The organism is Serratia sp. CY31944 (assembly GCF_052169175.1).
Taxonomy (GTDB): Bacteria; Pseudomonadota; Gammaproteobacteria; order Enterobacterales; family Enterobacteriaceae; genus Serratia; species Serratia sarumanii.
Map to the genome: position 1 here is coordinate 456,384 of NZ_JBJNLG010000001.1, position 24,193 is coordinate 480,576.

General features: G+C 63.4%; 18 protein-coding genes. 9 read left to right on the forward strand and 9 right to left on the reverse strand.

The features are described from left to right. The first annotated feature begins 5 nt into the window (after window positions 1–5). The 3 genes from paaK to paaY all read left to right on the forward strand — a co-directional run bounded on the left by paaK (window position 6) and on the right by paaY (window position 2,940). Window positions 6–1,313 carry a phenylacetate--CoA ligase PaaK gene (paaK, locus tag ACJ8IN_RS02225; protein ID WP_033635108.1) on the forward strand — a complete coding sequence of 436 codons (1,308 nt, stop codon included), beginning with the start codon at window positions 6–8 and terminating at the stop codon, window positions 1,311–1,313. Between the two features lie 79 nt (window positions 1,314–1,392). Then, window positions 1,393–2,331 carry a phenylacetic acid degradation operon negative regulatory protein PaaX gene (paaX, locus tag ACJ8IN_RS02230; RefSeq protein WP_038872178.1) on the forward strand — a complete coding sequence of 313 codons (939 nt, stop codon included), beginning with the start codon at window positions 1,393–1,395 and terminating at the stop codon, window positions 2,329–2,331. Window positions 2,332–2,343: 12 nt separating this feature from the next. Continuing rightward, window positions 2,344–2,940, forward strand: coding sequence for a phenylacetic acid degradation protein PaaY (gene paaY / locus ACJ8IN_RS02235; protein ID WP_033635110.1), 597 nt, complete (start codon window positions 2,344–2,346; stop codon window positions 2,938–2,940). Between the two features lie 38 nt (window positions 2,941–2,978). On the opposite strand, the gene ACJ8IN_RS02240 is transcribed toward paaY, so the two are convergent. The 5 genes from ACJ8IN_RS02240 to ACJ8IN_RS02260 form a co-directional block, all read right to left on the reverse strand. Continuing rightward, entirely contained in the window at window positions 2,979–4,376 is a 1,398-nt protein-coding gene (locus ACJ8IN_RS02240; protein ID WP_308325858.1) for an amino acid permease, read from the reverse strand. A gap of 55 nt (window positions 4,377–4,431) precedes the next feature. Beyond that, window positions 4,432–4,614 carry a hypothetical protein gene (locus tag ACJ8IN_RS02245; protein WP_072265542.1) on the reverse strand — a complete coding sequence of 61 codons (183 nt, stop codon included), beginning with the start codon at window positions 4,612–4,614 and terminating at the stop codon, window positions 4,432–4,434. 58 nt (window positions 4,615–4,672) lie between these two features. Then, window positions 4,673–5,044, reverse strand: a complete 372-nt coding sequence (locus ACJ8IN_RS02250; RefSeq protein ID WP_041035749.1) for a RidA family protein — start codon at window positions 5,042–5,044, stop codon at window positions 4,673–4,675. Between the two features lies 1 nt (window position 5,045). Beyond that, the gene (locus tag ACJ8IN_RS02255; protein ID WP_060422390.1) at window positions 5,046–5,843 is read right to left on the reverse strand and encodes an alpha/beta hydrolase; all 798 of its coding nucleotides are present in this window, start codon (window positions 5,841–5,843) and stop codon (window positions 5,046–5,048) included. A gap of 147 nt (window positions 5,844–5,990) precedes the next feature. Then, window positions 5,991–6,902 carry a LysR family transcriptional regulator gene (locus ACJ8IN_RS02260; RefSeq protein WP_033647869.1) on the reverse strand — a complete coding sequence of 304 codons (912 nt, stop codon included), beginning with the start codon at window positions 6,900–6,902 and terminating at the stop codon, window positions 5,991–5,993. A 98-nt stretch (window positions 6,903–7,000) separates the two neighbouring features. On the opposite strand from ACJ8IN_RS02260, the gene ACJ8IN_RS02265 reads away from it, so the two are divergent. Further along, window positions 7,001–7,618, forward strand: a complete 618-nt coding sequence (locus tag ACJ8IN_RS02265) for a glutathione S-transferase family protein (protein WP_033647870.1) — start codon at window positions 7,001–7,003, stop codon at window positions 7,616–7,618. 4 nt (window positions 7,619–7,622) lie between these two features. Continuing rightward, the gene (locus ACJ8IN_RS02270; RefSeq protein WP_308325860.1) at window positions 7,623–8,537 is read left to right on the forward strand and encodes a pyridoxamine 5'-phosphate oxidase family protein; all 915 of its coding nucleotides are present in this window, start codon (window positions 7,623–7,625) and stop codon (window positions 8,535–8,537) included. Between the two features lie 38 nt (window positions 8,538–8,575). On the opposite strand, the gene ACJ8IN_RS02275 is transcribed toward ACJ8IN_RS02270, so the two are convergent. Beyond that, window positions 8,576–8,791 (reverse strand): glycogen synthesis protein, encoded by a 216-nt coding sequence (locus tag ACJ8IN_RS02275; protein ID WP_049201387.1) that lies wholly within the window; start codon window positions 8,789–8,791, stop codon window positions 8,576–8,578. A 211-nt stretch (window positions 8,792–9,002) separates the two neighbouring features. On the opposite strand from ACJ8IN_RS02275, the gene gabD reads away from it, so the two are divergent. From gabD to ACJ8IN_RS02290, 3 genes are all read left to right on the forward strand, one after another. After that, complete coding sequence (gene gabD, locus ACJ8IN_RS02280; RefSeq protein ID WP_308325861.1) at window positions 9,003–10,478, forward strand: NADP-dependent succinate-semialdehyde dehydrogenase; 1,476 nt, start codon at window positions 9,003–9,005, stop codon at window positions 10,476–10,478. A 101-nt stretch (window positions 10,479–10,579) separates the two neighbouring features. Then, window positions 10,580–10,993 carry a GyrI-like domain-containing protein gene (locus ACJ8IN_RS02285; protein ID WP_060422399.1) on the forward strand — a complete coding sequence of 138 codons (414 nt, stop codon included), beginning with the start codon at window positions 10,580–10,582 and terminating at the stop codon, window positions 10,991–10,993. A gap of 22 nt (window positions 10,994–11,015) precedes the next feature. After that, window positions 11,016–11,384 carry a glyoxalase superfamily protein gene (locus ACJ8IN_RS02290; RefSeq protein ID WP_165384357.1) on the forward strand — a complete coding sequence of 123 codons (369 nt, stop codon included), beginning with the start codon at window positions 11,016–11,018 and terminating at the stop codon, window positions 11,382–11,384. Window positions 11,385–11,390: 6 nt separating this feature from the next. Here the strand turns inward: ACJ8IN_RS02290 and ACJ8IN_RS02295 are convergent, their stop codons facing one another. Then, on the reverse strand, window positions 11,391–11,786 hold the full coding sequence (locus tag ACJ8IN_RS02295; RefSeq protein ID WP_060422406.1) for a (R)-mandelonitrile lyase: 396 nt from the start codon (window positions 11,784–11,786) through the stop codon (window positions 11,391–11,393). Between the two features lie 173 nt (window positions 11,787–11,959). Between ACJ8IN_RS02295 and ACJ8IN_RS02300 the strand changes: the two genes are divergently transcribed. Continuing rightward, on the forward strand, window positions 11,960–12,853 hold the full coding sequence (locus ACJ8IN_RS02300) for a LysR family transcriptional regulator (RefSeq protein ID WP_060420891.1): 894 nt from the start codon (window positions 11,960–11,962) through the stop codon (window positions 12,851–12,853). Here the strand turns inward: ACJ8IN_RS02300 and ACJ8IN_RS02305 are convergent. Both ACJ8IN_RS02305 and ACJ8IN_RS02310 read right to left on the reverse strand, forming a co-directional pair. Further along, window positions 12,850–13,839, reverse strand: a complete 990-nt coding sequence (locus ACJ8IN_RS02305) for an aldo/keto reductase (protein ID WP_308325862.1) — start codon at window positions 13,837–13,839, stop codon at window positions 12,850–12,852. The genes ACJ8IN_RS02300 and ACJ8IN_RS02305 overlap by 4 nt on opposite strands. A 130-nt stretch (window positions 13,840–13,969) precedes the next feature. After that, window positions 13,970–23,986 carry a non-ribosomal peptide synthetase gene (locus ACJ8IN_RS02310; protein WP_308325863.1) on the reverse strand — a complete coding sequence of 3,339 codons (10,017 nt, stop codon included), beginning with the start codon at window positions 23,984–23,986 and terminating at the stop codon, window positions 13,970–13,972. Between the last annotated feature and the right edge of the window lie 207 nt (window positions 23,987–24,193).

Below are 24,193 nucleotides of genomic sequence, written 5' to 3' on the forward strand. Positions count from 1 at the left end.
TAACCATGACAATAAATCCACAGCCCCTCGAAACGATCGAATTCGCCTCGCGCGATGAGATTGAAGCGTTGCAGTTGGCGCGTCTGAAGTGGACGCTGCACCACGCCTACGACAATGTGCCGATGTACAAACGCAAATTCGACCAGGCCGGCGTGCACCCCGACGATCTCAAACAGCTGAGCGATCTGGCGCGCTTCCCCTACACCACCAAGCAGGATCTGCGCGACAACTACCCGTTCGACACCTTCGCGGTGCCGATGGAACAGGTGGTGCGCATCCACGCCTCCTCGGGCACCACCGGCCGCCCGACGGTGGTGGGTTACACCCAGCGCGACATCGATAACTGGGCCGATATCGTCGCCCGCTGTCTGCGCGCCGGCGGCGCCACCGCCAAAGACAAGGTGCACGTCGCCTACGGTTACGGCCTGTTCACCGGCGGCCTGGGCGCGCACTACGGCGCGGAGCGACTCGGCGCGACGGTGATCCCGATGTCCGGCGGCCAGACGGAACGCCAGGCGCAGCTGATCCTCGATTTCAAACCCGACATCATCATGGTGACGCCGTCCTATTGCCTGACGCTGATCGACGAGCTGGAACGCAAAATGGGCGGCGATGCGCGCGGCTGCTCGCTGCGGCTCGGCGTGTTCGGCGCCGAACCCTGGACCGAAGCCCTGCGCCACGAAATCGAAACCCGCATGGGCATCAAGGCGCTGGACATTTACGGCCTGTCGGAAGTGATGGGGCCGGGCGTGGCGATGGAGTGCCTGGAAAGCGGCGGCGGCCCCACCATTTGGGAAGACCACTTCCTGCCGGAGATCATCTGCCCGGAAACCGGCGTCGCCCTGCCGGACGGCGAGCACGGCGAACTGGTGTTCACCACCCTGACCAAAGAGGCGCTGCCGGTGATCCGCTACCGCACCCGCGATCTCACCCGGCTGCTGCCGGGCGACGCACGCCAGATGCGCCGCATGGGCAAAATCACCGGCCGCTCCGACGACATGCTGATCATCCGTGGTGTCAACGTCTTCCCGTCGCAGGTGGAAGAGCAGATCATGCAGTTCGAGCAGCTGTCGCCGCACTATCAGCTGCAGGTCAGCCGCAGCGGGCACCTGGACACGCTGGCGGTGCGCGTCGAGCTGAAAGAATCGGCGCTCAGCCTCAGCCACCAGCAGCGTTGCGACATCTGCCACCAGCTGCGCCACCACATCAAATCGATCGTGGGCGTCAGCACCGACGTCAGCATCGCCAACTGCGGCGATATTCCGCGATCGGAAGGCAAAGCGCAGCGCGTGGTCGATCTGCGGCCGCGCTGAGGCGCACGACGTCACGGATGACGCCGCCCCAAATTAGGCGTAATGTTATGGCTCATCGAAGGCTAACCCATGGAAAAATATGGAACATAAACTGGATGAGTTCATTCGCCATGCCGTCGACGCGCAGCCGATCAGCGGCACCTCGCTGATCATTTCGCTGTACGGCGACGCGCTCAGCCACCGCGGCGGCGAAGTGTGGCTCGGCAGCCTGAGCGCGCTGCTGGAGGCCTTCGGCTTCGGCGATCGCTTCGTGCGCACCTCGGTGTTCCGCCTGCAAAAAGAAGGGTGGCTGGCGGTGGAGAAAATAGGCCGCCGCAGCTTCTACCGCGTGACCGAGCAAGGGATGCGCCAGTTCCGCCACGCCGAATCGAAAATCTATCTGCGCGAGCAGCCCGCCTGGGACGGCAAGTGGGAGCTGTTGCTGCTGGAAAGCGCCGAAAAAAACGCGCGCGCGCGGCTGAAAAAAGAGCTGGGCTGGCTCGGGTTCGGGCAAATCGCCAGCAACCTGATGGCCGCTCCCACCCATGCGCAAACCGACGTGACGGCGCTGCTCGGCGAGCTGAACGCCAGTGAGCAGGTGATTTATTTCCGCGCCGATTATCCCTACAACCGCTCCGAGCAAACCCTGCAGAAATTGGTGGCCGACTGCTGGTCGCTGAGCGAGGTGGCGGCCGGCTATCACGAGTTTATCGTCTCCTTCCGGCCGCTGATGGCGCTGCTGCGCGAAGTCGATCCGGCGGCGCTGACGCCGCTGCGCTGTTTCCAGATTAAGCTATTATTGATTCACTTCTTCCGTCGCGTGGTGTTGAAAGATCCGCTGCTGCCGGACGCGCTGTTGCCCGCGCAGTGGGAGGGCCAGATCGCCCGCAATCTGTGCATCAATCTCTATCAGCAGGTCGATCGCGCCGCGACGGAGTACGTCAGCGCGCTGGCGGAAACCACCATCGGCGCCCTGCCCGCGCCGGCTGCCGGCTACTATCGGCGCTTCGGCGGCCTGCCGCGCGACCCTACATTTTAAGGAACTCACGCTATGCCTGTGTATCAGATTGACGGCCTGACGCCGGTCGTCGACCCCAGCAGTTATGTGCACCCGACGGCGGTGCTGATCGGCGACGTGATCGTCGGCAAACACGTGTACATCGGCCCGAATGCCAGCCTGCGCGGCGATTTTGGCCGCCTGGTGATCTGCGACGGCGCCAACATTCAGGATAACTGCGTGATGCACGGCTTCCCGCAGCAGGACACGGTGGTGGAAGAAGACGGCCATATCGGCCACGGCGCCATCCTGCACGGCTGCCGCATTCGCCGCAATGCGATGGTGGGCATGAATGCGGTGGTGATGGACGGTGCGGAAATCGGCGAGAACACCATCGTCGGCGCGATGGCGTTCGTCAAAGCCGCGGCGACTCTCGAAGCCAACAAGCTGGTGGTCGGCAGCCCGGCGCGCGTGCTGCGCGATCTGACCGAGCAAGAACTGGCCTGGAAGATCGCCGGCACCCGCGAATATCAGGATCTGGTTCAGCGCTGCAAATCCTCGCTGCGCGAAGTGGCGCCGCTGACCGAAATCGAACCGGGCCGCCAGCGCCTGAGCTTCGGCGACCACCTGATCCCGAAAAGCCAGCTGTAATCCCCGGGGCTGAGGCGCGCCTCAGCCCCTCTCTCGCATTACTCCACCTCCGGCGCCTTGAACGGCGACGGCACCGCCGCGCGGCGGCTTTGGAAGCGGTAGGCCGCCACCAGCAGCAAGGTGAACGGAATACCGAACCACAGCGTCATGCGGAAGAATTCGGTAAACGCGGTCGAGATCATCAGCGCCGCCATCAGCCCGGCGCCCAGCAAGGTGGTATAGGGGAACCCCCACATGCGGAATTTCAGGTGGGTCTGCCGGTGCCGGCGGCGGAAGAACAGGTGGGTGACGAAAATCATCAGCCAGGTAAAGCAGGCGCCATACACCGAAATGGACATCATGGCGGCGAACGAGGTTTCCGGCGCCACCAGGCTCAGCACGATAGACACCACGATGCCGATGCACGACATCGCCAACGCATTGACCGGAATGCCGCGCCGACTGACGCGCCCCAATGCCGCCGGCGCCTGCCCGGCGCGCGACAGCGAGAACATCATGCGGGTGGTGATATACAGCTGGCTGTTCATCGCCGACAGCGCCGCCACCAGCACGATAAAGTTGAAAATACCGGCGGCGGCGGGCAGATGGATGACGTTCATCGCCATCAGGAACGGGCTTTCGCCGGTGCCGGACTGGCGCCAGGGCACGATGGCCAGCATCAGGGCGATCGACAGCATGTAGAAGATGAACAGCCGCACGAGGGTGCCCTTGAACGCCGCCTTCACCGCAATCACCGGATTTTTCGCCTCGCCGGCGGCCACCGCGATCATTTCAATGCTCAGGTAGCTGAAGATAGACACGATCGTTGCGAACCACATGCCCTTGACGCCAAACGGCATGAAGCCGCCGGCGGTCAGGTTGCGCAGGCCGTAGGACGGGTTGCCCGAGAACGCCAGCATGCCGAGACCGATCAGAATGAACGCCACGATCGCCGTCACTTTGACGGTGGACAGCGCGTATTCCACCTGGCCGAACGACTTCACGCCGATCACATTGACGACGATCACCGCCGCCGAGAACAGCAGCACCCACGGCCAGGTCGGCGTCGCCGGGAACCAGAACTGCATGTACATGCCGATGGCGGTAACTTCGGTGCCCACCGCCAGCACCACGCAAGACCAGTAGGAATAACGCACCAGAAAACCGAACAGCGGGCCGAGATAGAATTCGGCGTAGTCGCCGAACGAGCCGGGCGTCGGGTGTTCGGAGGTCATTTCCGCCAGGCTGCCCATCAACAGCAGCGCAATAACGCCGCCGATCAGGTAGCTCAGCAATACCGCCGGCCCCGCCATCTGAATGGCGTAGGCGCTGCCGAGAAACAGCCCGGTGCCGATGGCGCCGCCGATCGCCAGCATCGACATCTGCCCGGCGGTAAGATGCTTGTTCAACCCGCCCTGACGGCGGGCAATATGCTCAAAATCATTCATCTGTGGCATGGCTGGGTTCCCGGGCGAAGTTAGACGGTACGGGTGACGTCGAGAATGGCGGCGGTCACGTAGTCGATATTGCCGGGGTTGAGCCCCGGCAAGCACATGCGGCCGGGCGAAAATCATGCTGCCGGTCGTAATAGAGGCCAATGCCTAAATTCACTTTTTGCGGATTGGGATCCTGCAAATAGACTCCCATCAGCGATGGAACAGAATCGGCCGCGGAAGGTGCAATCTGTTTAAACATGACGCATCCTTAACTCGTTATTGAATTAATATGAAAACGGACTTAATGAGAAATTAAATCAGGCGATGGCGCTGACGGTAATTTCTATTTTCATTCCCGGCACCACCAATTTTTCGACAATAACCGTGGAGCGATTGGGATAAGGATAATTAAAGTATTTCCGGTAAATATCATCGAGCAATTTAACGTCGTTAACGTCGGTGAGATAAACCATTACCTGCAGCACCTTATCGCTGTGGCTGCCCGCCGCCTTCAGCGTCTGGGCCAGGTTGTCGAAGGTTAACGCAATCTGTTGCTCAGGCGCGCCGGTCTCGATGCTGCCGTCCACCCGCACCGGGCCGTGGGCGGTAAACAGCATGCCGCCGCCCCGGGTAGCCCAGGAAAAAGGCTGGCCGATCTCCGGCAGCCCGGTTTCTACGATCTCGCGCATGTCAGTGGTTCCCGTGGTGGTCAAGTTGGCGAAGCAGCGCGCCGTCGGCGGCGAACAACGCATCCAGAATGGTGAAATGATTGGCGCCGGGCACCGCGACCAGATCGGCCGACAGCCCGCCTTGGCGCAGCGCCGCGTGATAGTGCTGCGACTGGCCGATCAGTTCCGGCAGCTCATCAGCGCCGTAATACAACGTGAGCGGCTTACTGCGCGCCGGCAACCGGCGCGCCGGGCTGAGCGTTTCAATCTGCCGCGCGGTCAGCTGCAGCGCCCGGTTGACATAGCTCTCTTGCAGCGGCGCCAGTTCGAACAGGCCGCTGACGGGAAAGACCGCATCCACCAACGCATGCCGCTGCCAAAACGCCGCCAGATGCCCGCCGGCGGAATGGCCGCACAGATGCACCGGATGGGCATAGTGCGGCGGCAGACGGCGCTGAATAGCATCAAGCGCCGCCCCCACCTGGCGACAAATGGCGTCAAGATTAACCGCCGGCGCCAGCGCATATTCCACCAGCACCACGTCAAAACCCAACGCCAACGGCCCGGCGGCGATAAAGGCGAAATCCGCCTTATCGCAGCATTGCCAATAGCCGCCGTGAATAAAAATTAACGTGCCCTGGTGCTGCTTTGCAGAATAAAGCCAATCAATCGTCTCACGTTCGCTTTCGCCATACGCAATATTCTTTTCATGCTTAGCCTGATGATAAATAGCCGCGCTGCGAGTTTGAAATGAAGTCAAAATAGCGTCTTCATTATCCACCGTGGCGCCGTTGTCATAGCTCCCCGCAAGTTGTTTCATATATTAAACTTCGTTTATTATTTAAAATATGAATTAACTATTAGCACCGGCAACATTATTGTCAAGATGGGCGCATCAGCAATGCGCGCCCGGTAAAATAAAATGAGACAGGCGGCGAAAAAGTTTAACCCATGAAACTTTTCGCGCTTATTTTCCCCGCCCATCCGGCTGAATTTGCGGCAATGCGCTGAGCCGTTCAAACGCATAATCCCAAAAGGCGCGCACCTTCAGCGGCATGCGCTGCGCCTGCTGCGCCACCAGCTGTACCGGCATCGGCAACGGTTCATGGTCCGCCAGCAGCCGCACCAGCGTGCCGGCGGCCAGATCGTCCGCCACCTGATACGAGAGCAGCCGGGCGATGCCCTTGCCGGCGCGCACCGCCAGCAGCTGCGCCTCCACGTCGTTGAGCAACAGCCGGGGAGCCAAGCGCACGCGCTCGCCGTTTTCCTGCGGGCCGAAGCGCCATTCGCGCAGCGACGGCCGCTGGGTGCCAACGATGGTGGCGTGCTCCGCCAGCTGCGCCGGTGAGCGCGGCTCGCCGCAGCGCGCCAGGTAAGCCGGGCTGGCGACCGTCACCCGGCTGACCTGCCCCAGCCGCCGCGCCACGCGGGAAGAGTCCTGCAGATGACCGATGCGCACCGCGATATCCAATCCTTCGTCGATCAGATCGAGATTGCGATCGTTCAACACCATTTCGATCTGCATCTGCGGATAGTCATCGAGAAACGCCATCACCACTGGCGCCACGTAGCGGCGGCCGAACTGCACCGGCGAGGTGACGCGCAGCAAGCCGCTCAGCTGCGCTTCGGCGGTATCCTGCACCACCGCCTGATAATCCTGCAGCAGCTGTTGCGCGCGCTCCAGCAACCGCACGCCCGCTTCGGTAGGCGCCAGCCGCCGGGTGGTGCGTTCCACCAGTCGGGTGCCGAAACGCTGTTCCAGCGCGGCGATCGCCCGGGTGATCGCCGGCGCCGAGCGCCGCAGTTTGCGCCCGGCCGCCGCCAGGCTGCCCTGCTGCACCACCGCCACGAAGATGGCCAACTCGTCTAACCGATCCATAGACTCTTCCGAAAAATGAAATTATCAATTTCCACATTGCCGGATTCCGTTCATTCGCCGCAAGAGTATGCTGAAAAAAAACAGTGAGGAGAAACGCCATGTCCACCATCACCCTCTACGGCACCCCGCTTTCCGGCCACGTTCACCGCGTGGCGTTGCTGCTGCGCATGCTGGCGCTGCCCTATGAATGGGTAGAAGCCTCGGCGGAAGTACGCCAGAGCGCGGCCTTTCGCCGGCTCAACCCGTTCGGCCAGATCCCGGTCTTGCAGGACGGCGATCTGACGCTGGCCGACAGCAACGCCATTCTGGTCTATCTGGTGAAGCGCTATGCGCCGAACAGCCACTGGCTGCCGGAACAGCCGGCGGCGGCGGCGCGAGTGCAGGCCTGGCTTTCCAAAGCCGCCGGTGAAGTGCGCTACGGCCCGGCCTCCTGCCGGCTGATCGCCCAGTTCGCGGTGCCGGAAGATTATCAGGCGGCGCGGGCAATCAGCGATCGTTTTCTGCCGCAGATGGAGCAGCACCTGAGCGAGCGCGGCTATCTGGCCGGCGAACAGGCGACCATCGCCGATCTGGCCTGCTACAGCTATGTGGCGGTCGCGGCCGAAGGCGGCATTTCGCTGGCGCCTTACCCCGCCATACGCCGCTGGGTGGCGAGCATCGCGGCGCTTCCCGGCTTCTTCGCCATGCCGGCCCTGCCGGAACCGGCGGCGAGCTGACGCCATGATCCCGCAACGGTTCCACCCCGATGAGCTGCGCGCGCAAACGCTGGCCGGTTTCGATCGCGTGGGCGGCGGCATCTACCCCGCGATGCCGGATCAGCACCGCGCTTTTTTCGCCGCGTTGCCCTACCTGTTCGTCGCCACGCTGGACGAACAGGGCTGGCCCATCGCCACCCTGTTCAGCGGCCCGCCCGGGTTTTTGCGCACGCCGGACGACACGCACCTGCGCATCAGCGCGCCGCGCCGCAGCGACGATCCCGCCCAGGCGCTGTTGCTGCCCGGCAAACCGGTCGGCGCGCTCGGGCTCGACTTCAGCAACCGGCGGCGCAACCGCGCCAACGGCACCGTCGGCCGCACCGACAAAAACCGGGTGGAGATCGTCGTTCACCAAAGCTTCGGCAACTGCCCGCAGTACATTCAGCGCCGCGAACTCTACCCGGTGGAGAGCCGGCCACAGCCGGTTGAGCATTTAGCTTCGCTCGATGCGGCGGCGCAGGCGCTGATCCGCACCGCGGACACCAGCTTCGTCGCCAGCGGCGCGCACCTGGAACTGGCGCAGGGCGGCGTCGATATTTCCCATCGCGGCGGCCGCCCCGGCTTTATCCATCTGGCAGGCGACACGCTGTGGATGCCGGACTTTCGCGGCAACCGCTATATGAATACGTTGGGCAACCTGCTGGCCGAACCGCGGGCGGCGCTGCTGTTCATCGATTTTGAGCGCGGCGACGTGCTGCATCTGCAGGGAAAAACGCAGATCCTCTGGCAGGCGGAAGGACATCCCGGCGTTGAAGGGGCGGAACGCTATTGGCGGTTTGACGTTCACCGCGCCTGGCGCTTTGCGGCGGCGCTGCCGTGGCGGGGACGCGATCTGGAGTATTCACCGGCGACGCTGGCGACCGGAGTGTGGCACCGCTGAAATGAAAAGCCCCGCTGCGGCGGGGCTGAATCGGGAAATTACAGGCTGTGTTCGGCCGCCGCTGCGGCCTGATAAAGCTGACGAAAATAACTCAACCGCGCAAAGAACAGGCGGCTTTGCTGTTCCGACATATTGCCGGCCACCTGCCCGGCGTCAATCTGCCGCCCTTGCCATTCCATCAGGGCGATACTCGACGCCAAAAAATCCATTTCGCTGCCGTAGGCCGCGAGATGTCTGTCCACTGATTTCATCATTCGCACACTCCTTTTAATCACATCGAAAAGGGTCATATGCCTGCTCTTTCAGTATCGGCCCGGCGGCGGATATTTTTTGTACAGAAGGTGCGCATGAAGAAAACGCTCATCTTGTCGCCACGCTGGCAAACGGCGACGGCAAAGTTTGCTAGGGTAAAGGGTAGCCGTATGGGATAGACCATTCTGTTGAACTCAGCAAAGGAAGAGACCAATGAGCACCAGCATCAGCGCTACCCTCAAGGACCCCACGCTGTTCCGCGAGGCCAATTACATCGACGGGCAATGGTTGCCGGCCAAAGCAGGCCACGCGATCGCCATCCATAACCCCGCCAACGGCGAGCTGGTTGGCCATGTGCCGGCCTTCGGTGCCGAAGAAACCGCGCGCGCCATCGCCGCCGCCAAGAAGGCGCTGCCCGCCTGGCGTGCGCTGACCGCCAAAGAACGCGCCGGCAAACTGCGGCGGCTGTTTAAGCTGATGATGGAAAATCAGGAGGATCTGGCGCGCATCATGACGGCGGAACAGGGCAAACCGCTGGCCGAAAGCCGCGGTGAGATCGCCTATGCCGCCTCCTTTATCGAATGGTTCGCCGAGGAAGGCAAGCGGGTCTACGGCGACACCATTCCGCAGCCTCAGGCGGGCCGCCGCATCATCGTGCAGAAAGAGCCGATAGGCGTGTTCGCCGCCATCACTCCGTGGAACTTCCCGGCGGCGATGATCACCCGCAAAGCCGGCCCCGGCTGGGCGGCGGGCTGTACCGGGGTGATCCGTCCCGCCAGCCAGACCCCGTTCTCGGCGCTGGCGATCGCCGTGCTGGCGGAGCGCGCCGGGCTGCCCGCCGGGGTGTGCAACGTGATCACCGGCCCCAGTAAAGGCATCGGCGGCGAGCTCACCGCCAACCCGGACGTGCGTAAACTCTCCTTCACCGGCAGCACCGAAGTCGGCGCGCAGCTGCTGGCCCAGTGTGCGCCCACCATCAAGAAAACCAGTATGGAGCTGGGCGGCAACGCGCCGTTTATCGTGTTCGACGACGCCGATCTGGACGCCGCCGTGGCCGGCGCGGTCGCCTCGAAATACCGCAACGCCGGCCAGACCTGCGTCTGCACCAACCGTTTTCTGGTGCAGGACGGCGTGTACGACGCCTTCACCGCCAAACTGAAAGCCGCCGTCGCCAAGCTGAAAGTCGGCAACGGCCTGGATGACGGCGTCACCATCGGCCCCTTGATTAACCCGGACGCGGTGGAGAAAGTGCGCGAGCACATCGCCGACGCCGTCGAGCACGGCGCCTCGGTGCTGCTGGGCGGCAAGCCTGACGCGCTGGGCGGCAATTTCTTCACCCCGACCATCCTGACCGACGTACCGCGCACGGCGAAAATCTTCCGCGAGGAAACGTTCGGCCCGGTGGCGCCCCTGATCCGCTTCAACCAGGAAGCGGAAGCCATCGAACTGGCCAACGACACGCCGTTCGGCCTGGCCGCTTACTTCTACAGCCGCGACATCGGCCGGGTGATGCGCGTGGCCGAAGCGCTGGAGTACGGCATCGTCGGCATCAACGAAGGGCTGATTTCCACCGAGGTGGCGCCGTTCGGCGGCATGAAGCACTCCGGTTTGGGCCGCGAAGGCTCAAAATACGGCATCGAGGACTATCTCGAGATCAAATACCTGTGCCTTGGCGGTTTGGGCGCTTGATGCGATCGGCCTCCGCGTCTGCGGGGGCCCTGTCTGGCGGATCCGGAAAGCCTTTGCTACCTTTAGGCCTCTCGTTCGAACGGTTAAAAGGAATTTCCAGTATGCAACCTCTCGTGGTACAGCTGCCCGGCTTTTACGTCGCCGGCCAAACGGTCAGAACCACCAATCAGGACGAAACCCGGCCCGAGACGGCAAAAATCCCGGCGCTGTGGTCAGACTTTTTCGCCACCTCGCCCGCCACGCCGGTCTATGGGGTCTACTCCAACTACGCCTCTGACGCCGGCGGGCCGTTTGACGTCACCGCCGGCAGCGCGGCAGAGAGCGGTTTGCACATCCAACCCGGCCGCTATCTGGTGTTCCAGGCCCGTGGCGCCATGCCGGAGGCGGTTATCGCAGGCTGGCAAGCCATCTGGGCCTATTTCGAGCAACACCCGGAAATCGAACGCCGCTTCCTGACCGACTTCGAAGCCTATACCGGCCCCGAGGCGGTCGATATCCATATCGGCTGCCGCTAACGTAACAGTGAGATCGACGATGATCACCTTCTCCCCCGCCATTCCGATCCTGCGCATTTTTGCGGTCGACAAGGCCAAAGAGTTTTATCTGGACTTTCTCGGCTTCACGCTGGAGTGGGAGCACCGTTTCAGCGAAGATCTGCCGCTGTACATGCAGGTGACCCGCGCCGGATTGACGCTGCACCTGAGCGAACACTATGGCGACAGCACGCCCGGCGCCGCTATTTTCATCCCGGTGCACGATATCGACGCGCTGCACCGGGAGCTCACGGCCAAAAACTACCGCTATGCTCGGCCGGGGTTGGAGGTTGTCGACTGGGGCAAAGAGCTGAACCTGACCGATCCGTTCGGCAACCGCCTGCGGTTTTGCGAGCAGAGCCACGAGGCCTGAGCGGCCTTATTGCCGGTACTCCGCCTCGCTGACCGCCTCCAGCCAGGTCACCGGGCTGCCGTCCACCGCTTCGGCGATGGCGATATGGGTCATGGCGGTGTCCGGCGTCGCGCCGTGCCAGTGTTTGACGCCTGCCGGGATCCAGACGATATCGCCGGGGTGCATTTCCTGCGTGGTCTCGCCCCACATTTGGATCCACCCGCGCCCCTGGGTGACGATCAGCGTCTGGCCGAGCGGATGGGTATGCCAGGCCGTGCGGGCGCCGGGTTCAAAGGTGACGGTCGCGCCGCCCACCCTGGCCGGCGCGTCACCGGCGAACGGCGCGTCGATGCGTACCTGCCCGGTAAAATATTCTGCCGAACCGCGCTGTGATGGGATCGAACCGCTGCGTTGTATTTTCATCTGTCGTGTCCTCCGCGCCGGCTCTCACCGCCGGTGCTGATCGTCATGAGTCAGTGATGCCAAGATAGCGCCATGCTTTTCCGGCGACTAGCGGGTAAAATGCGCAAGGAGCTATGAGCTCAATTCATAAATCTACGCGCGACAGTGCGCTCATCTTCCTCTTCGGTGCCGGTATGTTGAAAGAAAACTTTAACGATCTGATCGCTTTCCTGATGGTGGCCAGGGAGCGCAGCTTCACCAAAGCGGCGGCGCAGCTTGGGGTTTCCCAATCGGCGCTCAGCCACGCCATTCGCGGGCTGGAAGAGCGCCTGGCGCTGCGTTTGCTCACGCGCACCACCCGCAGCGTCGCCCCCACCGAGGCCGGTGAGCGGCTGCTCAACAGCATTGGCCCGCGCTTGGCGGAGATTGAAAGCGAGCTGAACGCGCTGGGTGAAATGCGCGATCGGCCCGCCGGCAACATCCGCATCACCGCCGGCGAACACGCGGTGGATGCGGTGCTGTGGCCGGTGCTGCGCACTTTTCTCGTCGATTACCCGGATATCAACGTGGAAATCACCGTCGACAACAGCCTGACCGACATCGTCGCCGGGCGTTTCGACGCCGGCATCCGGCTGGGAGAACAGGTGGCGAAGGACATGGTGGCGGTGCGCATCGGGCCGGACATGCGCATGGTGCCCGTCGCCTCCCCTGACTATTTCTCCCGTTACGGCCTCCCTGCCACGCCGCAAGCGCTGCAAAACCATCGCTGCATCAATATGCGGCTCCCCACCCTCGGCGGGCTGTATGCCTGGGAATTTGCCCGCGATGGCCGGGAGATTAAAGTGCGGGTGGAGGGGCAACTGACCTTCAACAGCCTGCGCCAGCGGATCGACGCCGCGCAGCTCGGCCTCGGCATCGCCTTCGTGCCGGAAGATACCGTCGCCGAGCCGCTGGCCGACGGCCGGCTGCAGATGGCGCTGGACGACTGGTGCCCGCCGTTTCCCGGCTATTACCTCTATTATCCGAGCCGCAGGCAGCACACCACCGCCTTTGCGCTGCTGATTGAGGCGCTGCGGCGCGGGGCTTAACGCCCGACGTTTTTCTGCAGATGCGCCGGGTAGCGATCGCCGATCACGTCGATCGCGCAGAGCGCGCGCTCAATCTCGCCCAGTTCGTCCGCCGCCAACGCGACCGCCGCCGCCGCGAGGTTTTCTTCCAGCCGGTGACGCTTGGTGGTTCCCGGGATCGGCACGATCCACGGCTGCTGCGCCAGCAGCCAGGCCAGAGCGATCTGCGCCGGCGTCACGCCCTTGCGCTGCGCTATCTGCCCCAGCACATCCACCAGCGCCTGGTTGGCCCGGCGCGCCTCGGCGCTGAAGCGCGGCACCACGTTGCGAAAATCGCCGCTGTCGAAAGAGGTGTTCTCGGTAATGGCGCCGGTGAGAAAGCCCTTGCCGAGCGGGCTGAACGGCACCAGACCGATGCCCAGCTCTGCCAGCGTCGGCAAGATTTCACGCTCCGGCTCGCGCCACCACAGCGAATATTCGCTTTGCAGCGCCGTGACCGGCTGCACCGCGTGAGCTCGCCGAATGGTTTGCGCTCCGGCTTCCGACAGGCCGAAATACTTTACTTTCCCTTCGCGAATCAGTTGCTGCACCGTACCGGCCACCTCCTCGATAGGCACCTCGGGATCGACGCGATGTTGATACAGCAGATCGATGGCCTCTACCCGCAGGCGCTTCAGCGAACCGTCCACCGCCCGGCGAATATGCTCCGGACGGCTGTTCAACACCTGTTGCCCCGCCGGCTGCGACAGATCGAAACCAAACTTGGTGGCGATAACGACCCGCTCGCGCACCGGCGCCAGCGCTTCGCCCAACAATTCCTCGTTCGTGAACGGACCATAAATCTCGGCGGTATCGAAGAACGTCACGCCTTCGTCGACCGCGGCACGGATCAGATCGATCGCCTGTCGTTTGTCGGTGGCCGGGCCATAGCCAAAACTCAGCCCCATGCAGCCCAACCCCAACGCCGAGACTTCCAGCCCTTCGCGCCCCAATTTGCGTGTTTGCATCTTCACTCTCCCGCTGATTGATACCGGCGCCGCCTGACGCGGCGCCGCTCCGGTGTGATGACTGTAAAACACGGTTGGCACCATGACTATGGGGCGAAATACGCTTGGGCTTATGAGCCAGGTTCATGAATCAAACGTCATCGTTGAGCGCTTGGCCGATCGCCTCCTCACACAGCAGGATGTTATGGTGATGACAAGCCAGCGGGATGACCCTCAGCCGCTCACAGACCGCGCCTAGCCCATTATCCGCCACCGCCAGCAGCGGCGCCGTGACCGCCTCCGGCAACTGCGGGTTCCTCTCCGTCGCCTTAAACAGCGTCACCTTGGTGGTCTGCAGCCTGCGGCTCAGACTCCCCTCAGACAGCCGTCGCTCCGCCTGCCCTGCGGCCATGGCGCGTGTCGCCGCCTCGCCCTCGATGCCCAACGCCGGCAACAGCTGCTCCAAAGGCAACTCCGCCGTGGCCTGCCGGTAGAAGCTGTCCAGCAGATACAGTTGCACGTTACGGCAGCCGCGCGCCTCCAGCCGGGCGGCAATCTCCAGCGCGATAATGCCCCCCAGCGACCAACCGAGAATGCGCACCGGCCCGGCGCCTTGCAGCAGGCCGGCGGCGATCATGTCGTTCAGATACCGTTCGGCCAGATCGCCGAGCGAGTCGATGGCCGGTTGATGGTAAAGGTTATGGTTGTCGACGCCGTAACAGTTGAATCGCCCCTGCAACGGCTGAGCGAAAGCGTGAAACGCTTCCGCCCCCACCAGCGCCGGGTGGATCATCCATACGACGGGCGCGCCCTCTGCCCAACGGTTAAGCGGCAAGACCAGGCGGCGTTCGTTGGCGGCCAGCAGGTTTTTCAGGGTGCGGCTTTGCAACAGCTGCACCACCGGCACCGGCGCGGCCATCAGTTCCCCCATGCCGACACACAGGGAAATGGCCTTGATCGAGGTGCCGCCCAGCAGGAAGAAATCGTCCGTCATGCCGACCTGCCCGCACTGCAGCGCCGCCTGCCACAGCGCGCACAGCTGCTGTTCCAGCTCGTTCGCGGGAGCGACATAGGCCTGCGGTTCGCTCGCCGCCGGCGCAGGCAACGCCTTGCGATCCAGTTTGCCGCTGGAGTTATATGGCAGAGCGTCCAGCCGCATCAGCGCCGCAGGCAGCATGTACAACGGCAGTTGCCCGCTCATAAAGGCCAGCAGCGCCGATTCATCCAGCGGCGCCTCGCTGACGTAATACAGCGCCAGGCGCTGCCGATGCGCCTCCGACAGCACGACGGCGCAGCAGGATTTGATCGCGCCGAACGCCAGCGCACATTGCTCGACCTCGCCCAGCTCAACGCGGTAGCCGTTGATTTTCACCTGAAAATCCATACGGCCGAGGAACTCCAGGTTGCCGTCCGGCAAATAGCGGCCGGCGTCGCCGGTGCGATAAAGCCGCTCCCCCAGCTCCGGATGGTAGATGAATTTCTCTTCGGTCAGCGACGGATTGCGGTAATAGCCGCGCGCCACGCCGATCCCACCGATGTATTGCTCTCCCGGCAAGCAGGGCGGCAGCACGCGCAGATGACGATCCAGCACGTAAAAGCGCTGATGCGCCATCGCCTGGCCGTAAGGCACGCTGGGCGCCAGGATCGGCGTTTCCGGGATGTCGTACAGGATCGACCAAATGGAGCTCTCGGTCGCGCCCCCGGCGCTGACGATCCGGCACCCTGGCCGCCATTGGCGAATACGCGCCGGCAGTTGGCGGGAGATCACCTCGCCCACCAGCACCACATTGCGCAGCTGCGGCCACTGCGCCTGCGACGCGGCGGACTCCAACTGCTCCACCAGCAGCGTCATCACTGAAGGCGCGGAATTCCAGAAGGTTACGCCCTGGGTCATCAACAGCCGATGCCAGGCCTCAGGCTGGTAGCGTTCGGTTTCGGACGGCATCACTATGGCGCCCCCCACCGACAGCAGGCCGAAAATATCGAACACCGAAATGTCGAAACTCAACGCGCTGAGCGCCAACCCGCGATCGTCCGCGCCGAGTTCCAGCTGGTGCAACGTATCGATGATGCTGTTCACCGCGCCGCGATGTTCTATCGCCACCCCTTTCGGCGCGCCGGTAGAGCCGGAGGTGAAGATCACATAGGCCAACGCGGAAGGTGCCGGCAAAACAGCCTCGCCCGGCGGAGCCGGCGGCAACCCCATGACGGCCCCCTGCGGATCGATCGTCAACAGCCTGGCCTCGCCGCTGGCCCCCCACTCCCGGCTGCTCAGAATCACCCGGGTCTGCGACTGCGCGACGATATCGAGGCGGCGGCGTTCCGGCCAGGCGCCGTCCAGCGGCAAATAGGCCTTGCCGGCCATCAGGATCGCCAGCACCGCAATGATTTGCGCCCGCCCTTTGTCCACCATCACTGCGATGGTCTCGGCGCGCATGTCCGCGTGCTCACGCAGCTGCAGCGACAGCGTCAGCGCGCGCCGATACAGCTCACCGTAGCTCAGTTCGCCCCATTCATCGACGATCGCCAGCCGTTGCGGATGGCGCTCGGCCTGACGGATGAAATCATGATGGATGGCGCGCTCAAAATCGTAGGCCGGCGGACAGGATTGATGGAAGGCGCGTTGCCGCGCCATTTCACTCTCCGAGACCAGCGCCAACTGGCTGACGCGCTGCTCCCCGTGATTGACGATCTGCGTGAGGATGGTCAGATAATACTCGCCCAACAGCGCCAGCGTGGCCGATGAGAACAATGCGGTGGCATAGTTGAAGATCGCCCTGCCGCCCTGCGGCGCCGGCTGTATGCTCAGCGTCAAATCGAATTTGGCCGCCTGGTAGTGCGCCAGCAGATCCTGCGGCGCCAGCCAGGTCGGCGCATCCCCCTCTTCCTCCAGCGCGAACAGCGCCTGGAACAGCGGATGGCGCGACAGATCGCGCGGCACCTGCAGCAGCTCGATCAGCTGATCCAACGGCAAATTCTGATGCCGTTGCGCCTGCAGCACGCCGTCAAAGACCCGGTTTACATAGTCGTTCAGCGACGCCGCATCGTCGATCTGCGAACGCAGCGGCAGCGTGTTGACGAAGAATCCGATCGCCGAGCGGGTCTCCGCCACCGGCCGGTTGGCGACCGGCGTGCCGACCAGAATGTCTTGCTGGCCGCTGAAGTAACCGAGCAGCAGGTTAAAGGCCGCGAGATACAGCGCAAACGGCGTGACGCCCTGGCGCCGGGCGAACTGCGCCGCCTGCGCCACCAGCGCCTCCGGCAGCGCGATGACGTGGTTGGCGCCGCGATGATCGAAGCGGGCCGGCCGCACGAAATCGAGCGGCATTTCCAGCGCCTGCCACCCATCCAGCGCTTGTCGCCAATACGCCTTCGCCTCATCCGCCTGAGCGGATTCCAGCCAGCGCCGTTGCCAGACGGCATAGTCGCCATAGTGCAACGGCAACGCCGCCAGCCCGGCCTCTTGCCCTTGCCGCTGCGCCTGATACAGCACGTCCAGCTCCTGCAACAGCACCGGCTGCGACCAGCCGTCAAACGCCAGGTGATGCACCAGAATCAGGCTGTAAGTCACCCACCCGCCATCCGGCTGCGCCACCCGGTAAACGGCTGCCCTGATCGGCAATTCCGCCCCCAGCGCGAACGGCCGGTCGATATCCTGCCGCAGCCTGTCCGGCCATTGCGCCGCCGCCAGCGTCACGCGCGCCAGCGAAAGCGTCAGTTCACAGGCACGGGCGACGGCGCTTTGGGATGGCATCTGGACAATCAGGCTGTGCAAGACCTGATGCCGGGCGACCACCGCCTGCAAACTGCGCTCGTAAGCCGCCAGGCACACCTCGTCGCCGAGACGGAACAGCATCGGCACGTGGTAGAGATTGCCGCCTCCGTTCAAATTCTCGATAAACCACAGCTGCAGCTGTGAAGAAGAGAGCGGATACTCGCGCTGCCGCAGCGGCGGGATCGACACCGGCGCGGCGCCCTGCTCCTGTTGCGGCAACGCGCGGCACAGCGAGCGGATCGTCGGGAAGCGCCCCAGCTCGCTCAGCGTGACCTCGCGCGCCAGCCGCCGGCCGATCTGATAACAGGCCTGAATAGCCAGAAGAGAGTTGCCCCCCAGCGAGAAGAAATTGTCCTCCACGCCGATATCCTGCCGCTGCAGCAAATCGCGCCACACCGCCAGACAAGCGTTCTCCCATTCGCCCTGCGCCGCGACGAACTCACGCACCGCCCTTTCCGGCTGCGGCAAGGCCTGTCGGGCTATCTTGCCGTTTTCGGTCAGCGGCAGCTGCGCCAGCTGCATCAGCGCCTGCGGCACCATGTACGGAGGCAGTTGGCTGCTCAAGTGCTGAGCCAGCGCCTGGGGGGCGATCGTCTCATCGGCAACGTAATACGCGGCCAGGCAGGGCTGCGGTTGCGTGACGAGCACGCAGCAACAGGCGGTCACGCCCGGATAGGCGAGCGCGGCATGTTCTATCTCCCCCAGTTCGATGCGATAGCCGTTCAGTTTGATCTGCTGATCGAGGCGCCCCATAAACTCCACGTTGCCATCCTCCAGCCATCGGCCCGCATCGCCGGTGCGATACACCCGCTCCTGCAGCTCGTCATGCCAGAAGAAACTCTCGGCGGTGCGTTGCGGATCGCCGTAATACCCGCGCGCCAGGCCTTCCCCCGCCAGATAGATTTCGCCTCGGACACCCGGCGCGGCGGGCCGCCGCCCGGCATCCAGGATATAGCAACGCTGGTGCGGCAACGGTTTGCCGTAAGGAATGCTGACCGACCGAATTTTCTGACCGCGCGGCACCTCGTACAGCATGGTGAAGATCGCCGCCTCCGTAGCGCCGCCGGCGCTGCAAAAACGGCCGTGCGGCGTCCAGGCCAAGCAGCGTTCCGGCAGTGAGGTGGCGATCCAGTCGCCCCCCACCATCACCGCCCGCAGCGCCGGTGCCGGCCCGGCCGTCAACCCCGCCCCGTTCACATAATCCAGCAACAGCTCCATCAGCGCCGGTGCGCTCAGCCATTGCGTCACCCGATGGGTCATCATCAGCTGATACCAGGCCTGCGGATTGGTCCGATCCCGCTCGGCTGGCATTACGACCGCGCCGCCGGCGCTCAACGGGCTGAAAATGTCGAAGATCGCCAGATCGAAGCTCAACGCGCTGAGGGCCAGGCTGCGATCCCGCTCGTTGAGGCCGAAATACCGCCGCACGCCTTCCAGCATATTCACCGCGCTGCGATGTTCGATCGCCACGCCTTTCGGTGTGCCGGTCGATCCCGAGGTGAAAATGATATAGGCCAGGCTGTCGGGCCCAGCGTCCAGCGCCGGCAGGCGCTGTTCCGGCAGCGGCAGCTGCGCCGCCAGCCCTGCGGCATTCAGTTCGATCAGATTGATCTCGTCGCAGGCCCAGGGCGCATCGCTGAGCAGCGTATTGATGCCGGCCTGCGCCATCACGTTCAGCCGCCGCTGCGGTGGCCATGCCGCCTCCATCGGCAAAAACGCCTTGCCGCACATCAGCGCCGCCAACAGGGCTACCGGTTGCCGGCGCCCCTTGTCGGCGATGACGGCGATGGCGTCACCGGTCATCCGCCCTTGCACGCGCAGCTGAGTGGCAAGCGTCAGCGCCGCCGCGTGCAGCTCGCCGTAAGTCATCTCGCCCTGCTCGTCGACAACCGCCACGGCCTGCGGATTGCGCCGCGCATGCTGCACGAAGTCCTGTTGCAGGCTGCGTTCAAACGCATAGCCGAAGGCAGACACCGCTGGCAGCGCCTGGCTCTGCGGTTGCAGACGGATATTTTCCAGCGGCCAGTCGTCGTGGTGCGCCATCTGCTGCAACACGGCGAGATAGTAGCCGGCCAACCGATCCATCGACGCTTTGCTGAACAGCGCCGAAGCGAAGTTGAAGCGCGCGCGCATCTGCTCCCCCTGCGGCGTCAGCGTGAGCGTGAGATCAAACTTGGCGGTGCGTTCATAAGCGCTTAGGTCGACCACCGACAGCCAGTCCGGGCGCGCCTGCGCGCCGCCCTCGCTCTCCAACGCGAACATGACCTGGAACAGCGGATGGCGCGAAAAATCGCGCGGCAGCGCCAGGTCGTCCACCAGCGCTTCCAGCGACAGCGTCTGATGCTGCTGCGCCTGCAGCGTCGTGGCCGCGACCTGCCGCACAAACTCCACGACGCGATGGCGCGGGTCGATCTGCCGGCGCAAAGGCAGCGTATTGACGAAGAACCCGATCAGATTCTCCAGTTCAGGGCGGCTGCGGTTGGCCAACGGCGTGCCGACCATGACATCGTTCTGGCCGCTGTAGCGGGACAGCAGCAACATGAACCCCGCCAGCATCACCGCATGCAGCGTCACCCCCTCTCTGCGCGCCAGCGCATCCAGCGCCTTCACCAGCGCCGCCGGCAACGGTACTTCGCTGTTGTCGCCGCGCTCGTCGAAGACCGCCGGCCGCAAAAAGTCCAACGGCAGCGAGAGTTGCTGGCAACCTGCCAGCGCCTGCCGCCAAAAGGCCAATTCGTCCGCCCGGCGCTGCACATTTTCCGGCGCTTGTTGCCAGCGCGCATAGTCGAGGTATTGCAACGCCGGCTCTGTCGCCTCACGCCACGTTCCCCGATAGCGCGCGTCCAATTCCTGCAGCAGCACCTCAAGCGACCAGCCGTCAAAGACGATGTGATGGAACACCAACAGGCAAACGGTCGTTTCCCGCTCCGCCGCATCGTGGTAACGGTAGCGCGTGGCGCGCAGCGGCAGCTCGCGCGTCAAATCCATCGGCTGGCTGCAGGCTTGCGTCAGCTCGGCGTCAAATTCATCGGCGCTCTGCGCCAGCACAGGCACCGGCAGCGCGGTATCGCTGACCCACTGGCTGGCTTCGCCCCGATCATTCTGGCGAATCAGGCTGCGCAAGATCTGGTGGCGCTCGACGATCGCCTGCAGGCACTCCACAAAACGTTCGTCATCGATATCCGGCGACAGCCGCAGCAGCACCGGCGACAGATAATGCGTGGCGTCCACCGACAGTTGCTGAACAAACCACAGCCGCGACTGCTGAAGCGACAGCGGCGCCTCCCGCAGCCCGCCGGGGAGGATCGGCAGCTCGTCCGGCGGCGCCTGACGCTGGGCAGCGATGTGCTCGCTCAGCGCGGCCACCGTCGGGTGCTGATTCAACGTTAGCACCGAGATCTTCGCCCCCGGCAGTTTATTCACTTCGTGGCACAGCCTGATCGCCATCATGGAGTTGCCGCCGAGGCGGAAGAAGTTGTCATCCACGCCGACATCGCCCCCCAGCAGCCGATTGAACAGTGCCGACAGGCGAATCTCCAGCGGCGAACACGGCCGGCGAAACGCCGTTTGCGGCTCGATCGGTAGCGGTTCCGGCAATGCCCGGTAATCGACCTTGCGGCTCACCGTCAGCGGCAGCGCCGCCAGCGCCCGCATCGCCGAGGGCAACATGTAGTGCGGCAGCTGCGCCGCCAGCCGTTGCAAGATGTCGCCGGCCTCCGGCTCCGCGCCAGGTTGCGGCACATACCAGGCCGCCAGCTGATCCGCCGTGCCGGGACGCAGGCTCACCACCGCCTCGGCCACCTCAGGCAGCGCGCGCAGCTGCATTTCTATCTCGCCCAATTCGATGCGATAGCCGTTGATCTTGATTTGCTGATCGTGCCGTCCGAGGTACTCCAGACTGCCGTCGGCCAAGCGCCGCACTCTGTCGCCGGTGCGGTACAGGCGCCGGTACGGCTCACGCAGTTCAAAAGGATTGGCGGTGAACGCGGCCTCCGTCAACGTCGGCAGGTTCAGGTATCCGCGCGCCAGACCGACGCCGGCCAGGCACAGTTCGCCTTCCGCCCCCAACGGCAGCAAGTTATCGTGCTCGTCAACCACATAGCAACGCATGTTGGCGATGGCGTGGCCGATATTGCGCGCGCCGTTGCGGCGATAAATATTCAGGCTGGCGCTGACCGAAGCTTCGGTCGGGCCATACATGTTGGCGACCTGCATGCCGCGGGCCAGGTAATGGTCGAGCGCTTCCTGCGCGCTCGCCTCGCCGCCGGTCGCGAGATAGCGCACCGAAGCCGGCAATTCAGGGAAGGTGCCAAGCAGCGCCGGCGGCAAGAAGCAGGCCTCGATGCACCAGGCCGCCATCTGTTCGCACAACAACGCGGGATCTCGTCGCTGCGCTTCGCTCGCGATGAACAGCCGGTGGCCGTTGCCCAGGGCCATGAACACCTCAAAGACGTGCGCGTCAAAGGCCAGCGAGGCGAACTGCAGGCAGTTGAGCGCATCCGGCTCATTACGCAACAAGCGCTGCGTATGGCCAAGCACCATGTTGGCCGCCCCCCGGTGTTCGCACAGCGTGCCCTTCGGCCGCCCGCTGGTGCCGGAGGTGTAAATCACGTAGGCCAACTGCCGGGCGTCCACACGCGGCAAGCTCGCGGCGTCCGCGTCGGCGAGCGGTTCATCCGCCGACAGGCAAAGATCGCCCGGCGCCAATCGCTGCGCCGCGGCCTGCAACGCGCTTTCGGTCAGGACGATCGGGCTGTTCACCTCTTGTAGGATATAATCCAGCCGCTGCGCCGGCGCGGCGGGATCCAGCGGCACATAGGCACCGCCCGCCTTCATGATGGCCAGCATCGCCACCACCGCCTCCGCGCTGCGCTGCAGATACAGCGGGATCAGCGTCTCCGGCGGCATGGCCACGCCGCGCAGCCGTTGATACTCCGCCCGCAGCCGCAGCGCCAGACGATCGCTGCGCTGCGCCAGCTGGCGGTAGCTGAGCGATCCTTTGGCGTCGGTCACGGCGATGCGTTCCGGGTGACGGCGCGCCTGGCGGGCCAGGCCGTCGAGCAGCGTCGCTTCCGCGTCGGCCGTTGCAGTCCCGCTCTCCCAGGCGTCGCGGCAGCGCAAAACCTGTTGCGCCGTCAGCTGCGGCCAAGCGGCAATCGGCGCGTCCGGTTCGGTTAACGCGCGCTGCAATAGCCAAAGATACTGCTCCGCCATCTCCGCCATCTGGGTCGCGTCGAACAGATCGGGGCGGTAGCGCAGGCGAAACTCAAAGGCCTGCTCGGTGGGCTGATACTCCAGCAGCAGTTCCGAACCGGCCAGATCGACATTGAACCGATGATTGACGCCAATGCGACACCCCTCGAGCGCCAGCGGCGCATCTTTAAGGTAAGCCTGGGTAAAGTTGACGTTCAGCTGACGCACCGGACTGAGGCTCAGCATGTCATAAACCGGTAATTGGCTGTGCCGCAGCTTGCCAGCCACCTTGAGCGCTTTGCTGTAGGCCAGCGTCGCGCGGTACAGCTGATTGAACGTGGCTCCCGGGGCGAGGGTCAAGGGAAACACCGCAGTGTTGACCTGTGCGCCGAAGAACAGCGCCTCGCCGCCCTCCGGCGCGATGGGATAACCGATATGCACCGTTTCCTGCGCAGATTGTCGGGCGATCAGCAGCGCCCACAGCGTTTTGAAGATCAGGAAAGGATTGGCATACCTGACGCCGGATTTCAGCGCTTGCCACTCAGCGAACGGCAACGCAAAGCGCACTTCGCCGGCGCCGGGCGCTTCGGCCGCTGCGCCGGGGAGATAAGGCAACGCCACGCGCGGGGCGCATTCGGCCAGTATGTCGCCCCAGAATGACGCGGAACCGAACTCGTGTTTCAACGCCGCGATATCCGCCTCATAGCGCCGGTACAATGTGCTGATGTCCGTTTCATCCGCCTGCGGCGGCGTCACCGCCGTGCCGCGATTGTAATAGGCGGAAACGGCGCTGTAGAACTCCTGTCCGGACAGGCCGTCGATCAGGATGTGATGAACGACAATGATCAGGTTATAGCGCTGCGGAGCCAGCTCAATCAGGTAGAAGCGGCACAGCGGCCCTTCCCGGAGATCGAACGGCGTGTTGATTAACTTACCGACATCGCAATCGGCATCGAGCGTTTCCAGCGCAATTTTTTTCGCCGACCTTACCCAGCGTAATTGCGAGGCGCTGTCATCCAGAACGTGGTGAAACAGAATATAGTCACGGCAAACCCCGTCGATCGCCGCGCGCAGTCGGCCGACGTCCAATTCTCCCTCAATCGTCTGATCCAGCACCAGGTTGTACTCGCAGGAGTGTGGATTGAGCATGTACTCATTCCAAAATGTGTGGGTATAGGGTGAAGCGATAAGCGCGTCCATAAATCAATTCCCTTTTAATATATTCCGTAAATATATAAATAGATACTTATGCATGACATAAATACCGTAAGCGTTATACGATTGAGCTGTTAACTGAAAACCTAAAAAACATAAGAGGGAATATTATTTTATTTTTATAAAAAATAAAGTCACAAAAACACAAATAAATAAATACCATAAAAACCAAATAGATAGAATTTATTTTCA

Coding starts and splice junctions, on each gene's coding strand:
- ACJ8IN_RS02305 (WP_308325862.1), bottom strand. CDS start 13,839: ATGCAAACACGCAAATTGGGGCGCGAAGGGCTGGAAGTCTCGGCGTTG.
- ACJ8IN_RS02250 (WP_041035749.1), bottom strand. CDS start 5,044: ATGCGCGAGATCGTAGAAACCGGGCTGCCGGAGATCGGCCAGCCTTTT.
- ACJ8IN_RS02275 (WP_049201387.1), bottom strand. CDS start 8,791: ATGATGAAATCAGTGGACAGACATCTCGCGGCCTACGGCAGCGAAATG.
- paaK (WP_033635108.1), top strand. CDS start 6: ATGACAATAAATCCACAGCCCCTCGAAACGATCGAATTCGCCTCGCGC.
- ACJ8IN_RS02240 (WP_308325858.1), bottom strand. CDS start 4,376: ATGCCACAGATGAATGATTTTGAGCATATTGCCCGCCGTCAGGGCGGG.
- paaX (WP_038872178.1), top strand. CDS start 1,393: ATGGAACATAAACTGGATGAGTTCATTCGCCATGCCGTCGACGCGCAG.
- ACJ8IN_RS02300 (WP_060420891.1), top strand. CDS start 11,960: ATGTTGAAAGAAAACTTTAACGATCTGATCGCTTTCCTGATGGTGGCC.
- ACJ8IN_RS02245 (WP_072265542.1), bottom strand. CDS start 4,614: ATGTTTAAACAGATTGCACCTTCCGCGGCCGATTCTGTTCCATCGCTG.
- paaY (WP_033635110.1), top strand. CDS start 2,344: ATGCCTGTGTATCAGATTGACGGCCTGACGCCGGTCGTCGACCCCAGC.
- gabD (WP_308325861.1), top strand. CDS start 9,003: ATGAGCACCAGCATCAGCGCTACCCTCAAGGACCCCACGCTGTTCCGC.
- ACJ8IN_RS02310 (WP_308325863.1), bottom strand. CDS start 23,986: ATGGACGCGCTTATCGCTTCACCCTATACCCACACATTTTGGAATGAG.
- ACJ8IN_RS02260 (WP_033647869.1), bottom strand. CDS start 6,902: ATGGATCGGTTAGACGAGTTGGCCATCTTCGTGGCGGTGGTGCAGCAG.
- ACJ8IN_RS02285 (WP_060422399.1), top strand. CDS start 10,580: ATGCAACCTCTCGTGGTACAGCTGCCCGGCTTTTACGTCGCCGGCCAA.
- ACJ8IN_RS02295 (WP_060422406.1), bottom strand. CDS start 11,786: ATGAAAATACAACGCAGCGGTTCGATCCCATCACAGCGCGGTTCGGCA.
- ACJ8IN_RS02265 (WP_033647870.1), top strand. CDS start 7,001: ATGTCCACCATCACCCTCTACGGCACCCCGCTTTCCGGCCACGTTCAC.
- ACJ8IN_RS02270 (WP_308325860.1), top strand. CDS start 7,623: ATGATCCCGCAACGGTTCCACCCCGATGAGCTGCGCGCGCAAACGCTG.
- ACJ8IN_RS02255 (WP_060422390.1), bottom strand. CDS start 5,843: ATGAAACAACTTGCGGGGAGCTATGACAACGGCGCCACGGTGGATAAT.